The sequence below is a fragment of the Enterobacter sp. JS8-1 genome, from assembly GCF_049187015.1.
GTDB lineage: Bacteria > Pseudomonadota > Gammaproteobacteria > Enterobacterales > Enterobacteriaceae > Enterobacter > Enterobacter mori.
The window spans coordinates 3570964-3584636 of sequence record NZ_CP185805.1 but is presented as its reverse complement, the minus strand read 5'-3'; the positions used below and the strand labels follow the sequence as shown (position 1 = coordinate 3584636).

14 protein-coding genes are annotated in these 13673 nt (G+C 54.2%); 8 read left to right on the top strand and 6 right to left on the bottom strand.

All coding sequences use genetic code 11. The features are described from left to right. Positions 1-33: 33 nt before the first annotated feature. From ACOQH0_RS16955 to trxC, 3 genes are all read right to left on the bottom strand, one after another. Positions 34-2697 carry a bifunctional acetate--CoA ligase family protein/GNAT family N-acetyltransferase gene (locus ACOQH0_RS16955; protein ID WP_214605735.1) on the bottom strand — a complete coding sequence of 888 codons (2664 nt, stop codon included), beginning with the start codon at positions 2695-2697 and terminating at the stop codon, positions 34-36. A gap of 35 nt (positions 2698-2732) precedes the next feature. Further along, positions 2733-3431: a tRNA-uridine aminocarboxypropyltransferase gene (tapT, locus tag ACOQH0_RS16950; protein WP_421510860.1), complete on the bottom strand. Its 699-nt coding sequence runs from the start codon at positions 3429-3431 to the stop codon at positions 2733-2735. 69 nt (positions 3432-3500) lie between these two features. Continuing rightward, on the bottom strand, positions 3501-3920 hold the full coding sequence (gene trxC / locus ACOQH0_RS16945; protein WP_089598419.1) for a thioredoxin TrxC: 420 nt from the start codon (positions 3918-3920) through the stop codon (positions 3501-3503). 204 nt (positions 3921-4124) lie between these two features. Between trxC and ACOQH0_RS16940 the strand changes: the two genes are divergently transcribed. Next, a complete protein-coding gene (locus tag ACOQH0_RS16940) occupies positions 4125-5255 on the top strand; it encodes a tRNA/rRNA methyltransferase (protein ID WP_089598418.1) in 1131 nt (376 codons plus the stop codon). 39 nt (positions 5256-5294) lie between these two features. Here the strand turns inward: ACOQH0_RS16940 and ung are convergent, their stop codons facing one another. After that, on the bottom strand, positions 5295-5984 hold the full coding sequence (ung, locus tag ACOQH0_RS16935) for a uracil-DNA glycosylase (protein ID WP_214605732.1): 690 nt from the start codon (positions 5982-5984) through the stop codon (positions 5295-5297). 313 nt (positions 5985-6297) lie between these two features. Here ung and grcA point away from each other — a divergent pair, with 313 nt between their 5' ends. Continuing rightward, positions 6298-6681 carry an autonomous glycyl radical cofactor GrcA gene (gene grcA / locus ACOQH0_RS16930; protein WP_008502190.1) on the top strand — a complete coding sequence of 128 codons (384 nt, stop codon included), beginning with the start codon at positions 6298-6300 and terminating at the stop codon, positions 6679-6681. A gap of 53 nt (positions 6682-6734) precedes the next feature. Here the strand turns inward: grcA and srmB are convergent, their stop codons facing one another. Beyond that, positions 6735-8063, bottom strand: coding sequence for an ATP-dependent RNA helicase SrmB (gene srmB, locus ACOQH0_RS16925; protein WP_042715662.1), 1329 nt, complete (start codon positions 8061-8063; stop codon positions 6735-6737). A 132-nt stretch (positions 8064-8195) separates the two neighbouring features. On the opposite strand from srmB, the gene trmN reads away from it, so the two are divergent. Continuing rightward, positions 8196-8933, top strand: a complete 738-nt coding sequence (gene trmN / locus ACOQH0_RS16920; protein WP_089598416.1) for a tRNA(1)(Val) (adenine(37)-N(6))-methyltransferase TrmN — start codon at positions 8196-8198, stop codon at positions 8931-8933. Here trmN and nadB read toward each other — a convergent pair. After that, a complete protein-coding gene (gene nadB, locus ACOQH0_RS16915) occupies positions 8918-10537 on the bottom strand; it encodes an L-aspartate oxidase (protein WP_421510859.1) in 1620 nt (539 codons plus the stop codon). The two genes, trmN and nadB, sit on opposite strands and share 16 nt — an antisense overlap. Positions 10538-10900: 363 nt before the next feature. Between nadB and rseD the strand changes: the two genes are divergently transcribed. The 5 genes from rseD to rseC are packed head-to-tail and all read left to right on the top strand — an operon-like array spanning position 10901 to position 13646. Further along, positions 10901-10966 carry a rpoE leader peptide RseD gene (gene rseD / locus ACOQH0_RS16910; RefSeq protein ID WP_226348011.1) on the top strand — a complete coding sequence of 22 codons (66 nt, stop codon included), beginning with the start codon at positions 10901-10903 and terminating at the stop codon, positions 10964-10966. Further along, positions 10963-11538, top strand: coding sequence for an RNA polymerase sigma factor RpoE (gene rpoE / locus ACOQH0_RS16905; protein WP_006176728.1), 576 nt, complete (start codon positions 10963-10965; stop codon positions 11536-11538). The genes rseD and rpoE overlap by 4 nt, the downstream gene beginning before the upstream one ends. A gap of 31 nt (positions 11539-11569) precedes the next feature. Beyond that, on the top strand, positions 11570-12220 hold the full coding sequence (rseA, locus tag ACOQH0_RS16900; protein WP_421510858.1) for an anti-sigma-E factor RseA: 651 nt from the start codon (positions 11570-11572) through the stop codon (positions 12218-12220). Continuing rightward, entirely contained in the window at positions 12220-13173 is a 954-nt protein-coding gene (gene rseB, locus ACOQH0_RS16895) for a sigma-E factor regulatory protein RseB (RefSeq protein ID WP_010434078.1), read from the top strand. Before rseA ends, rseB begins: the two co-directional genes overlap by 1 nt. After that, positions 13170-13646, top strand: a complete 477-nt coding sequence (gene rseC / locus ACOQH0_RS16890; protein ID WP_182401157.1) for a SoxR-reducing system protein RseC — start codon at positions 13170-13172, stop codon at positions 13644-13646. Before rseB ends, rseC begins: the two co-directional genes overlap by 4 nt. Positions 13647-13673 lie beyond the last annotated feature (27 nt).

Below are 13673 nucleotides of genomic sequence, written 5' to 3'. Positions count from 1 at the left end.
GTGCTATCAAAAGTGGGTAACATTTCCAGTAGGTTACTCTTGTTTATCTGCTGATGTCAGGGGGAGGGACAAGGCCACAATCCCTTCGTCCAGCTGAATATCCACGTCAAAACCCAGTTTGCGCGCCAGAGTGACCATACCGCGATTGTTGGGCATAGTAATGCCATTCAGGCGGAGCAATCCGTGATCTCGCGTATAACTGATGAGTTTTTCCAGCAGTCGTCTCCCCAGGCCCAGGCCTTTCAAATCAGAGCGTACCAGCACGGCAAACTCCGCATCGATATTATCCGGATCCGAAATAGCACGCGTCACGCCAAGGATCTCATCACTCTGCCCGGAACGCCGTACGGCCACAAACGCCATTTCTCGATCGTAGTCGATCTGCGTCATATTGGCTAAATCATCATGAGTGAATTCATTGATCTCGCTAAAGTAGCGGTAGTAAAGATCTTCTTTGGTCACCTGAGAGATGAACGTGCGTAGCTGCGGCTCATCTTCCGGCAGAATAGGGCGGAAGAGCGCGCGTTCGCCGTTTTTCATCTCCACCCATTCTTCGAGGTGTAAAGGATAAGGGCGGATCGCCAGACGGCTCTCTCTGTCTCCTGTGAATGGCGCAATATCCAGCGTGACATCCAGCGCGATAAACTCATTGCCGGAGGCGAGCAGCGGGTGAATATCCAACCGCTGAATCTCGGCACAATCCACAATCAGGTTAGAGACCTGCACCAGGAACTGGCTTAATCCGGCAATATCAAGCGGGCGCAGGGCACTCCGGCCACGGATTTTTTTGCTCTTTATCGCCTGTATTATCAGATAGCGCGCCAGATTCATATTCAATGGCGGTAATGCCACCACCGCCTGCTCTTCAGGTCGCCAGTCAACGCCGCCTTCACCCAGCATAATCAGCGGCCCAAAGACCGGATCGTGCTCAACCACCACGCGTAGCTCCTGGGCACCTGCTCGGTTAGCCATGCTTTGCACGAGAAGGCCGTGGATCCTGGCCTGCGGCCAGGCCATTTTGACGCGGTCGAAAATGGCATCTGCAGCTTGCTGCACTTCCGCTGCCGTGCGTAAGTACAACATTACGCCCTGAACATCCGACTTATGTGGGATATCCGGAGAGCGAAGCTTCAGGGCAACCGGGTAGCCAATTTGCTCAGCAATATGGACGGCTTCCGCGCTGTCGCTGGCGATCCATGTCGGCAGCGTTTGCATGCCGTAACTGCCGAGAACGGGCTGTACCTCATGCGTGTCGAGCGAGGTCGCCCCCTCTTCGATAGCCTGCTGCAGCAGTCGGTGAACGTCGACGGCATTCGCAGTCAGGTTACCTGGTAAAGCCGGGGTTTCACGCAGTTGCTTTTGGTTACGACGGTATTCCACCATATGCATAAATGCGGTGATAGTGCCTTCTGGTGTGCGATACGTCGGTAACCCGGCTTCACTGAACAGCCGTCGTGCCTCCTGAGAGGAAAATTCACCGCACCAGTTGGTGAGCACGGTAACGTATTTGCCGCGCGGATGATTACGCACAGCGTCAATGAGCGTCCGAGCGCTTTCAGTACCAGGCGCAACCGCACTGGGCGAGTGGATGATCATGAGCGCGTCGAAATCCTGGCTGTCCAGCAAAATTGAAATAGCCTTTATATAGCGCTCGCTGCTGGCATCATCGCGTAAATCCAGCGGGTTGCCTGGTGCGACGCTGACGGGTAATGCCTCACGTAGGTGTTGAAGCGTCTCTTCGCCGAGCGTAGCCAGCTTGCCGTTGCGTAGCCAGAGCTCATCCAGTGCCAGCGCTGCAGGTGCCGCCCCATTGCTGACAATCATTAGCTTTTCGCCGCGTAACGGACGCATATGGCTCAGCGTCTCAACGGCGGAAAAAAGCTCGTGGGTATCCTGCACCCGAAGTAAACCGGCACGCTGGATCGCGGCATCCCACGCGGGATCCATACCTGAATGCGAATTCAGCAGACGCTGCGCCGCCGGGCTACGCCCACTTTTGATGACCAGGATCGGTTTATTGCGCGATGCGCTACGCGAAGCTGACACAAAACGACGGGCATCGCTTAAGTGCTCAAGGTAGAGAAGAATCGCGCTGGTTTTACTGTCTCTGGCCAGAAAATCCAGCAGTTCATCTACGTCGATATCGAGGCTATCACCCAGAGCGATGAAGTAGGAGAATCCCATCTCACGTTGCTGCGCCCAGTCGAGAATGGTGTTCGATACGGCTGCCGACTGCGAGATAAAGGCCAGTTTTCCTTTGCGGATAGGCACCGGGGAGAAGCTGGCGTTCAGTCCTTGCCATGGTGCGAGCAGTCCCAGACTGTTTGGCCCCAGAATACGCATCTGAAAGCGACCGGCACAGGCCAGGAGTTCTGGCTGCTGTTCAGGAGGTGAGGAGAGGATAATGCAGGTTTTGCACCCTTTTTGGCCAAGTGACTCCAGTAAGTCCAGATTCCGTTTCGCATGCGTACAGATGATGGCGAGGTCGGGAACGAAGGGCAGGCTCTGAATATCTGGCCACGCAAGCACGCCCTGAACGGCCTTATAAGCAGGGGTGACGGGCATAACAGGGCCATTAAATCCGCCAGCCAGCAGGTTACGCATCATCAGGTAACCCGCACGATCCGGTTTCATGGAGGCGCCAATAACGGCAATGGATTTAGGTCGTAGTAGCGCTTCTAACCCTCGCTGGCTCATGCAACTCTCCTGTGAATGCAAGCGGCCTGATGATTTTAAACGCTTTCTGCCTCGGCTGCTGTGACGCTGCCCTTATGAACGGTTTTTCCTGCCAGGTAACGCTCGCGGAAACAGGAAAAATGGCTGCCTAACGCGCTGGCGGCCAGGGTATCTCCGGCCAGATCCAGAAGCGCAATTGCCACTTCCGCCGTACAATATTGCCCGTCAGCATGGGCTTCACGCAGGCGATAGGCCGAGACGCGAGACAAATCGACCGAAATCACCGGTAAAGCATCCAGATAGGGGCTTTTGCGGAACATTTTTCGCGCTTCGGTCCAGGTGCCGTCCAGCATAATAAACAGCGGCGGTTTACCGGATGGCGGCGCAGAAAGAACCTGGCGCTGTTCTCCCGCGTAGGACGCCGGGAAAACCACCATTGGCTGATAGCCGGGGTGTGTGACTAAATCGAGCAGTGCCTGAGGGGGTTCTGTACGAGACCATTGAAACGCGGCGGTATTCGGTAAAATATCGGCGATAAGACGCCCCGTATTGCTGGGCTTCATCGGCTCGGTATCGAACATGACGAGACAAAAACGGCTTTCCGCCGTACTTGGGGTAAGCGTCTCGCAGAGGCAAACCTTCAGCGGCAGCAGGCAGCGCTGACAGCGGCGGATACGGTTGCCACGGGCAAGGAACGGGCGCGTGGCGCGCGCAAGGCGTTCGGCGCGTAATTGGAGAACAGCGTTATCAGTCATGGGCGAAATGCTGGAAAAACCCTATTTTCGCAGAGGTGAGAACGGGGCACAAGATATGCCCCGTGATTGTTACAGCGACTCGTTTAACCAGCTTTCAAACGGTGCCTTCGGAACTGCGCCGTTGAGCATGTCGATCACTTCACCATTTTTGAAAATCATAATGGTCGGGATGCTGCGAATACGAAAACGTGCGCTCAGTTCGCGCTCGGCTTCGGTGTTCACCTTAACGAAACGCATTTTTCCACTACGCTCTTCGGCCACGTCTTCGAAGATCGGCGCAAAGCTGCGGCAGGGGCCACACCACGGTGCCCAGAAATCGACCACCACAGGAAGATCGTCCTTGAGGAGTTTGTCCAGCGTAGCACCCGTCGCGTTAATGACATCGCCATCAAACAATTCATGGCCACAACGTCCGCATTTCGCACCATCTTCCATCCGATCGTCCGGAATGCGATTAAGAGCCTGACAGTTGGCACATACGGTATTCATAACTAACCTCTGATAGAGCCGTGGGACAGCGGCAGAACGCCGATAATGTTTCTAATATGTTACATATTATCAATGAGCCTGTTTGAAACAACAATGCGTTTTATTCAATGAGAACAATAGTCACAGGCTTTTGTACGAAATTATGGCTATGCGTTGGCACATCGGGTAATCTGCGCGCTTCGCGCAGCGCTGGTGGAGAAAAGCATGAACGACGAAATGAAAAACAAAAGCGGCAAGGTCAAAGTGATGTATGTCCGCAGTGATGATGACTCTGATAAACGCACCCAAAATCCGCGTACCGGAAAAGGTGGCGGGCGTCCGGCGTCTTCTCGTGCAGACGGTGGCCGTCGCCCCGCCCGCGATGACAAAAATACCCGTGGTGATGACCGCAAACGTGACGATCGCAAACGCGATGACCGTCCGCGTTCCGACCGCCCACGTAATGACCGTCCACGCGACGATCGTCCGCGTGATGACTTCTCACGCGATAACGCCTCACCGTGGCGCACCGTTTCTCGCGCTCCTGGCGATGAGACGCCAGAAAAAGCCGATCACGGCGGTATCAGCGGTAAGAGCTTTATCGACCCGGAAGTGCTGCGCCGTCAGCGTGCGGAAGAGACCCGCGTATATGGCGAGAATGCCTGTCAGGCCCTGTTCCAGAGCCGTCCTGAGTGTATCGTCCGCGCCTGGTTTATCCAGAGCGTGACTCCGCGCTTCAAAGAAGCGCTGCGCTGGATGGCCGCGAACCGCAAAGCCTACCACGTTGTGGATGATGCCGAGCTGACCAAAGCGTCCGGTACCGAACACCACGGCGGCGTTTGCTTCCTGATCAAAAAACGTAACGGCACCACCGTGCAGCAGTGGGTCAGCCAGGCGGATGCCGATGACTGCGTGCTGGCGCTGGAAGATGTGGGCAACCCGCACAACCTGGGTGCGATGATGCGTAGCTGCGCGCACTTTGGCGTGAAAGGCGTACTGTTGCAGGATGCCGCGTTGCTGGAATCCGGTGCCGCGATCCGTACTGCGGAAGGCGGAGCCGAGCACGTACAGCCGATCACCGGCGACAGCGTTCTGGATGCCCTTGAGCAGTTCCGTAAAGCGGGCTATTCCATCGTGACCACCTCGAGCCACGCCGGTACGCCGCTGTTTAAAGCGACGTTGCCACGTAAGATGGTGTTGGTGTTAGGTCAGGAACGCGATGGTCTGTCTGATGCGGCGCTCTCCAGTGCGGATCTGAGCGTCTCTATTGACGGGACAGGCAATGTGGAAAGTCTGAACGTTTCCGTTGCAACCGGCGTGCTGCTGGCTGAATGGTGGCGTCAGAATAAGGCATAAGCCTCTTATGTGCCGGGCCTGACCCGGCACATTCAAATCCTACTCGCTCTCTGCCGGTAACACAGGCATCCAGTCAATTGGCGTTTCGCCACGTTTTGCCAGCCATTCATTCGCCAGAACAAAATGATTACTGCCAAAGAAACCGCGATGAGCAGACAGCGGTGACGGGTGCGGTGCTTTCAACACGTGATGACGTTGACGGTCAATAATCGCCCCTTTCTTCTGCGCGTGAGAACCCCAGAGTAAAAACACCACTCCTTCGCGATGCTCGTTGATCAGGCTGATGACTTTATCGGTAAAGGTCTCCCATCCAAGGCTGGCGTGCGAGTGCGCCTGGCCCGCGCGCACGGTCAGGACGGTATTCAGTAGCAGCACACCTTGATGCGCCCAGCTTTCCAGGTAGCCGTGGTTTGGCCGGGTAAACCCGGGCACGGTTCCCTCAAGCTCTTTATACATGTTGAGCAGAGAAGGGGGGATAGCCACGCCCGGACGTACGGAAAACGCCAGCCCATGCGCTTGCCCTGGGCCGTGATAGGGATCCTGACCCAAAATAACCACTTTTACATCGCTCAGTTCGGTATAGCGAAAGGCGTTGAACACATCTTTCTGCGGCGGGTAAATCGTCTGTCCGGACTGGCGCTCAGCAGCAACGGTGCTGAGTGTATTGATAAAATAAGGCTGCTGCTTTTCTTCTGCCAGCACGTCATGCCAGGTTAAAGGTGTCGTCATCTCGCTCTCCTGCGAATCTCAATCTGTGACTAGCTTACCTGTTTAACCCCGGTGAGCAAAATTACACGCTGAAATGTGCGCTAAGTGGCTAAATTTATTTTGAAAAGATGCAGGGTAAGTTGAATTGGTAAAGCTGCGAAATTGATCTAAAACAATAAATTCAAACCACACTCTTTATGTGGTTGGTGTTTTTGTTGATTTAAATCAATAAATCACTGAGGTGTGAATGATATATATACACACAAGAAACAATGGTTTTACCAATTGGCCGCAAGAGGCCGACATCAGTTAATGTAGCCTAGGGAGGCAACACATGATTACAGGTATCCAGATTACTAAAGCTGCAAATGACGATCTGCTCAACTCTTTCTGGCTGCTGGACAGCGAGAAAAACGAAGCGCGCTGTGTCGTAGCGAAAGCGGGTTTTGCAGAAGACGAAATCGTGCCAGTGAGCAAACTGGGCGAAATCGAATACCGTGAAATCCCAATGGAAGTGAAACCAGAAGTGCGCGTTGAAGGTGGTCAGCACCTGAACGTTAACGTGCTGCGTCGCGAAACGCTGATGGATGCCGTTGAGCACCCTGAAAAATACCCACAGCTGACCATTCGTGTGTCTGGCTATGCGGTACGCTTCAACTCACTGACTCCAGAACAGCAGCGCGACGTTATTGCCCGTACCTTTACTGAAAGCCTGTAAGGGTTTCAGCCACGGGGGTGGAATAAAAAAGCCGGGAAATTTCCCGGCTTTTTTTACTCTTCAGTTTTCGTTTCTGGCGCGGCAGCGCTTGGCTTGCGACGTTTACCAATATTTTTGGTGTCGCGGTGGCGTTGCTTAACGCGCGGCTTCTCTTTTTCTTTCTCTTTTCTCTCCGCACGTTTCGCGAGCGCTTTTTTAGACGGCTTGCCCGTCATTTTTTCGCTCGGTGCACGGGTGGTCGGGCGAAGCTCATCAATGACGCGCGCTTTCAGCGGCTCATCAACATAGCGGCCAATCTTCTGCAGCAGCAGGTAGTCATGCGCTTCAACCAGTGAAATCGCAATACCTTTGCGGCCCGCGCGGCCGGTACGGCCAATACGGTGCAGATAGGTATCTCCGCTGCGCGGCATATCGAAGTTAATGACGTGGCTCACGTCAGGGATGTCGATCCCGCGTGCGGCAACGTCAGTCGCAACCAGAACGTTCACGCGACCGTCGGTCAGACGCTTAATGCCTTCAGTTCGCTTGATCTGCGCCATCTCGCCTTCAAGATAGCAGTTGTTGATCCCGGCGTTACGCAGCATTTCCGCCAGCTCGTGCACGCGCTCGCGCTTGCGCACAAACACGATTGTGCGCAGAGCATCTTCCTGCTTCAGCAGGTGTTTCAGCAATTCGACCTTGTGCTCAAGGTTATCCGCGCGGTAGTACCACTGGTGGATCTTCTTACGCTCACGGGTGGACGGCGTCGCCGAGACTTCTGCTGGATCTTCCAGCAGACGCTCTGCGAAGTCTTTGATCGCTTCCCCTTCGAGAGTGGCAGAGAACAGCATTGTCTGGTTACGCCAGCGCGTTTCACCCGCAATGTGTTCAATATCCTGCGCGAAGCCCATGTCCAGCATGCGGTCGGCTTCATCCAGGATCAGCGTTTCAACCGCACGGCAGTCGAAGTTCTCTTCTTTGATGTACTGCAGCAGGCGGCCGGTCGTCGCAACGACGATGTCCTGGTTTTCGCTGAACACTTCGGCGTGGTTCATGTACGCAACGCCGCCGGTGATGGTGGCGATATCAAGATGAGTATTTGCCGCGAGTTCACGCGCGTGATCGGCAACCTGCATTGCCAGTTCGCGCGTAGGCGTCAGAATTAAAATACGCGGTGGGCCTGATTTTTTACGTGGGAAATCGAGCAGGTGCTGCAAGACAGGCAGCAAGTAGGCTGCTGTTTTCCCCGTGCCGGTTGGCGCAGAACCGAGCACATCGCGGCCCTCAAGCGCAGGCGGAATGGCCGCGGCCTGAATGGCGGTCGGGCGTGTAAAGCCTTTGCTCTCAAGTGCATTGAGCAGGCTTTCATCGAGTTCAAGTTCGGAAAAAGTCGTTACAGTCATGTTCTACCTCTGTGTGGGGCGCTGATTATAGACGTTACGGCTGTAATCTTCATCTGTTTGTATGGATATCGCTTTTCGACCACTTCGCTTTCCCCTATGCTACTCCAGTTTCACTTAGAAGGTTGCCCTGACATGTCTCAACTCAAAGCGCAGCTGCGCCGCGATGGTTTTACGTTTAAGCAGTTTTTTGTGGCGCACGATCGCTGTGCGATGAAAGTCGGTACAGACGGTATTTTACTGGGTGCCTGGGCACCTGTCGCAGGTGTTAAGCGTATTCTTGATATCGGTACGGGCAGCGGGCTGGTGGCGTTGATGCTGGCGCAGCGCACGGAAGAACATGTCACCATTGATGCCGTCGAACTGGATGCGCAGGCCGCAGAGCAGGCGAGTGAAAATGCTGCAGAATCCCCCTGGGCGCCGCGCCTTTCCGTTGAGTGTGCGGATATTCTTGCCTGGGCGCCTGAGCAAACTTCACGTTACGATCTCATTGTCAGTAACCCTCCTTACTACGAACCCGGCGTGGAGTGCGGTACGCCCGAGCGCGAACGAGCTCGTTATACCGGTTCACTCGATCATAAGGCGCTGTTAACCAGTGCTGCTGAGCTGATCTCCGAAGAGGGTTTTTTCTGCGTGGTACTGCCAGAAAGTACCGGCAATAACTTTATTGAGATTGCCCGGGAGATTGGCTGGAATCTGCGTTTACGCACCGACATTTCGGACACTGAAGGGCGGTTGCCGCATCGTGTATTGCTGGCACTCTCACCGAAAGAAGGGGAGTGTTTCAATGACAGAATGGTCATCCGTGGGCCAGACCAGCGTTACTCCGAAGATTACACTGCTCTGACCCAGGCGTTCTATCTGTTTATGTGAGTGTAAGGAGACAAGACCGACGGGCCGGACGCTTCCAGCTGATCGGGATAGTCCAGGGTGTAATGTAGCCCGCGACTCTCTTTACGCATCATTGCGCAGCGAACGATAAGCTCCGCAACCTGTACCAGGTTGCGGAGTTCCAGCAGGTTATTGGAGACGCGGAAATTGGCGTAATACTCATCAATCTCCTGCTGTAGCATCGTGATGCGGCGCAGGGCGCGTTCAAGACGTTTTGTCGTCCGTACAATCCCAACGTAGTCCCACATAAACAGCCGCAGTTCGTGCCAGTTATGCTGGATAACAACCAGTTCGTCCGGATTTTCTACACGACTTTCATCCCAGGCTGGCAAATGCTCTGTTTCACGTGCATACGGCATACGGCTGGTAATATCCTCTGCTGCAGACCATCCGTATACCAGACACTCCAGCAGCGAGTTTGAGGCCATGCGGTTCGCGCCGTGCAGGCCGGTATAACTCACTTCTCCAATGGCATACAGGCCGTCCACGTCGGTGCGACCGTGATCGTCAACCATCACGCCACCACAGGTATAGTGGGCTGCGGGTACAATGGGCACCGGATCGCGGGTCAAATCGATCCCCAGGCCCAGCAGTTTTTCATAAATCATCGGGAAGTGCTGACGAATGAACTCAGCTGGCTTATGGCTGATATCCAGATACATGCAATCCACGCCAAGACGTTTCATTTCATGGTCGATTGCGCGAGCGACAATATCGCGCGGAGCCAGTTCGCCCCTGGCATCAAAGTCAGGCATAAAGCGGGAGCCGTCGGGACGCTTCAGGTAAGCGCCTTCTCCGCGCAGGGCTTCCGTCAGCAGGAAATTACGCGCCTGAGGATGGAACAGGGCTGTTGGATGGAACTGATTAAACTCAAGGTTCGCCACGCGACAACCGGCACGCCAGGCCATGGCTATACCGTCCCCGGAGGCAATGTCCGGGTTAGTCGTGTACTGATACACCTTAGAAGCACCGCCTGTCGCCAGGACGACCGCTTTTGCCCGGCAGGTTTCCACCTTCTCTTTATTACGATTCCACACCCAGGCGCCGACGACGCGTCGCGTGCCCGGTAGACCAATTTTATCGGAGATAATCAGGTCAACCGCATTGCTACGCTCAAGGACGCGAATATTAGGATGGCTAAGCGCTTTACTGACCAGTGTGGTTTCAACCGCTTTTCCGGTCGCGTCTGCCGCATGAAGGATCCGACGATGGCTATGTCCGCCTTCACGGGTCAGGTGGTAGCTCTCTTCACCGTTAGGCTGGACGTGGGTATCAAACAGCACCCCCTGATCGATAAGCCACTGTACGCAATGTCGGGCGTTGCTGGCGACAAACTCTGCGGCATGTTCATCCACAATCCCCGCCCCGGCAATGAGGGTGTCTTCAACGTGTGAGGCAATGCTGTCCGTTTCATCAAACACGGCCGCAATCCCACCTTGCGCATAGAAAGTTGAACCCTCGCTCATCGGGCCCTTACTCAAGACGATCACGTTCTGGTGCTCAGCAAGGCGCAGCGCAAGGGAGAGACCAGCAGCACCGCTGCCGATGATCAGTACATCACAATGAAGTTCTGGCGTTGTGTTCATGATGTTTGTTTAATTTACTAAACAGTGTTTGGCCAGAATAGCACCTGGCTGAGACGTTTCGCACGTTTTTTTTGTATGTTGTTATGGTGACTAAACGTAAAGTCAGAGCTAAACAAGAGGTAAATGAACGAAAATATTTTGCGAAGCAGATCGTTAGCTTCAGATTTTGTGGTGAAATAAAGCCGGTGTTGCGTTACTCTTCTGACGATAAAGTTGATGATTCTTGTCAGAAAGTGGGTGCGTATCGTGATCAGACTTATAATGAGAGAAAATGATCGGTCTGCGGCGCGATGAACAAAAACAAAAGCGTGACGGAACTTATTGAAGAATAGACGCTCTAAGCCAGTGCTTGCTCAAAGTACAATGCTGTTAGAGTGGCGTTTCGATAGCGCGTGGAATTTAGGTTTGGGGAGACATTACCTCGGATGAGCGAGCAGTTAACGGACCAGGTCCTGGTTGAACGGGTCCAAAAGGGAGATCAGAAAGCCTTTAACCTACTGGTGGTTCGCTACCAGCATAAGGTGGCGAGTCTGGTTTCTCGCTATGTCCCCTCGGGAGACGTTCCCGATGTGGTACAAGAGTCTTTTATTAAGGCCTATCGTGCGCTGGATTCATTCCGGGGAGATAGTGCTTTTTATACCTGGCTGTATCGCATTGCCGTGAATACAGCAAAAAATTATCTGGTCGCTCAGGGCCGTCGTCCGCCTTCTAGTGATGTGGACGCAATCGACGCCGAAAACTTCGAAAGTGGCGGCGCGTTGAAAGAAATTTCGAACCCTGAGAACTTAATGTTGTCAGAAGAACTGAGACAAATCGTTTTTCGCACGATCGAGTCGCTCCCGGAAGATTTACGCATGGCAATTACGTTACGGGAGTTGGATGGCCTAAGCTATGAAGAGATAGCGGCCATCATGGATTGTCCGGTCGGCACGGTTCGTTCACGAATTTTCCGTGCGCGAGAAGCAATTGATAATAAAGTTCAACCGCTTATCAGGCGTTGACGATAGCGGGATACTGGAAAAGGTATTAGGCATGCAGAAAGAACAACTTTCCGCTTTAATGGATGGTGAAACGCTGGATAGTGGGCTGCTCAATGAGCTGTCTCATTCTCCCGAAATGCAAGAGACCTGGGAGAGCTATCATCTCATCCGTGACACCCTGCGTGGTGATACCGGCGAGGTTCTCCATTTCGATATCTCGGCTCGCGTCATGGCGGCCATCGAGAACGAGCCAGTACATCAGACCACTCCGCTGATTCCTGAAGCTCAGCCCGCGCCTCACCAGTGGCAGAAAATGCCGTTCTGGCAAAAGGTGCGTCCGTGGGCCAGCCAGCTTACCCAAATGGGTGTGGCTGCTTGCGTATCGCTTGCAGTTATCGTTGGCGTCCAGCACTATAACACTCAGTCTGAAGCCAATCAGCAGCCTGAAGCGCCAGTGTTTAATACACTGCCGATGATGGGCAAAGCCAGCCCGGTTAGCCTGGGCGTACCGGCAGATGCTTCCGCAAGCGGCGGTCAGCAACAGCAGGTACAAGAGCAGCGCCGTCGCATCAATGCGATGTTGCAGGATTATGAGTTGCAGCGTCGTCTGCACTCCGAACAGCTTCAGTTTGAGCAGGCACAAACCCAGCAGGCTGCTGTGCAAGTGCCCGGAAACCAAACTTTAGGAACGCAATCGCAGTAATGAAGCAACTTTGGTTCGCCATGTCTCTGATGACAGGTAGCCTGTTCTTCTCTGCCAACGCCTCGGCTGATGTTTCATCCGGGGCGTTGTTGCAGCAAATGAATCTGGCCAGCCAGTCACTCAATTACGAGTTGGCATTTATCAGCATTAATAAGCAGGGCGTCGAATCGTTACGCTATCGCCATGCCCGTCTTGATAACCAGCCGCTCGCCCAGCTTTTACAGATGGATGGCCCACGTCGGGAAGTGGTTCAGCGTGGCAATGAAATCAGCTACTTTGAACCTGGCCTGGAACCTTTCACTCTGAATGGCGACTATATCGTTGATTCCTTGCCATCGCTTATCTATACCGATTTCAAGCGTCTTGCGCCTTTCTACGATTTTATCGCGGTCGGCAAAACCCGCATCGCCGACAGACTCTGCGAGGTTATCCGCGTTGTTGCCAGAGACGGTACGCGTTACAGCTACATCGTCTGGATTGATGCAGAAACCAAGCTGCCAATGCGCGTTGACCTGCTCGACCGTGACGGTGAAACGCTGGAACAGTTCCGCGTCATCTCCTTCAGCGTGAATAATCAGGTGGGCAATAGCATGCAGAATCTGGCCAAAGCCAGCCTGCCGCCGCTGCTTTCTGTTCCTGCCGGTGATTCTGTGAACTTCAACTGGGTTCCTTCCTGGATCCCGCAAGGATTTAGTGAAGTCTCCAGTAGCCGTCGCCAGTTACCGACCATTGAAACGCCGGTCGAATCGCGTCTTTATTCAGATGGGTTGTTCAGCTTCTCGGTGAACATCAACCGTGCAACGGCAAACAGTTCAGAACAAATGCTTCGTACCGGGCGCCGTACGGTGAGTACCACGGTACGTGATAACGCCGAGATCACCATCGTCGGGGAATTGCCACCGCAAACGGCGAAGCGCATTTCCGACAGCATTAAATTCAGGGCTGCGCAATGATTAAAGAGTGGGCTACGGTCGTATCGTGGCAGGATGGCGTTGCGCTGGTGAGCTGTGATGTAAAAGCATCATGCAACAGCTGCGCGTCCAGAGCGGGTTGCGGCAGCCGCGTGCTCAACAAGCTGGGGCCGCAGACGTCGCATACGATCGCCGTCCCGAGCGAACAGCCGCTGGTTGCAGGGCAGAAGGTGGAACTGGGCATCGCAGAAGGCAGTCTGTTGACCTCCGCGATGCTGGTTTATCTCTCCCCACTGGTTGGTTTGTTTGTTATGGGCGGTATTTTCCAGACGTTGTTTGGCACCGATGTGGCTGCCATGTGTGGTGCTGCACTGGGTGGCGTAGGTGGATTTTGGCTTGCCAAAGGCCTGTCGCCAAAGCTCGCTGCACGGGAAGAGTGGCAACCCGTTATCCTCAATGTTGCACTCGCGCCTGACCAGCTTCGTGTCGAAACGCTCTCTTCTGAAGCCCGGTGATCCACCGGGCTTTATCATTATTTACAT

Excerpts from the sequence above, each read along its gene's own strand:
- rseB (WP_010434078.1), top strand. The coding sequence starts at position 12,220 with ATGAAGCAACTTTGGTTCGCCATGTCTCTGATGACAGGTAGCCTGTTC.
- ACOQH0_RS16940 (WP_089598418.1), top strand. The coding sequence starts at position 4,125 with ATGAACGACGAAATGAAAAACAAAAGCGGCAAGGTCAAAGTGATGTAT.
- grcA (WP_008502190.1), top strand. The coding sequence starts at position 6,298 with ATGATTACAGGTATCCAGATTACTAAAGCTGCAAATGACGATCTGCTC.
- ACOQH0_RS16955 (WP_214605735.1), bottom strand. The coding sequence starts at position 2,697 with ATGAGCCAGCGAGGGTTAGAAGCGCTACTACGACCTAAATCCATTGCC.
- tapT (WP_421510860.1), bottom strand. The coding sequence starts at position 3,431 with ATGACTGATAACGCTGTTCTCCAATTACGCGCCGAACGCCTTGCGCGC.
- rseA (WP_421510858.1), top strand. The coding sequence starts at position 11,570 with ATGCAGAAAGAACAACTTTCCGCTTTAATGGATGGTGAAACGCTGGAT.
- trmN (WP_089598416.1), top strand. The coding sequence starts at position 8,196 with ATGTCTCAACTCAAAGCGCAGCTGCGCCGCGATGGTTTTACGTTTAAG.
- ung (WP_214605732.1), bottom strand. The coding sequence starts at position 5,984 with ATGACGACACCTTTAACCTGGCATGACGTGCTGGCAGAAGAAAAGCAG.
- rpoE (WP_006176728.1), top strand. The coding sequence starts at position 10,963 with ATGAGCGAGCAGTTAACGGACCAGGTCCTGGTTGAACGGGTCCAAAAG.
- rseC (WP_182401157.1), top strand. The coding sequence starts at position 13,170 with ATGATTAAAGAGTGGGCTACGGTCGTATCGTGGCAGGATGGCGTTGCG.
- srmB (WP_042715662.1), bottom strand. The coding sequence starts at position 8,063 with ATGACTGTAACGACTTTTTCCGAACTTGAACTCGATGAAAGCCTGCTC.
- trxC (WP_089598419.1), bottom strand. The coding sequence starts at position 3,920 with ATGAATACCGTATGTGCCAACTGTCAGGCTCTTAATCGCATTCCGGAC.
- nadB (WP_421510859.1), bottom strand. The coding sequence starts at position 10,537 with ATGAACACAACGCCAGAACTTCATTGTGATGTACTGATCATCGGCAGC.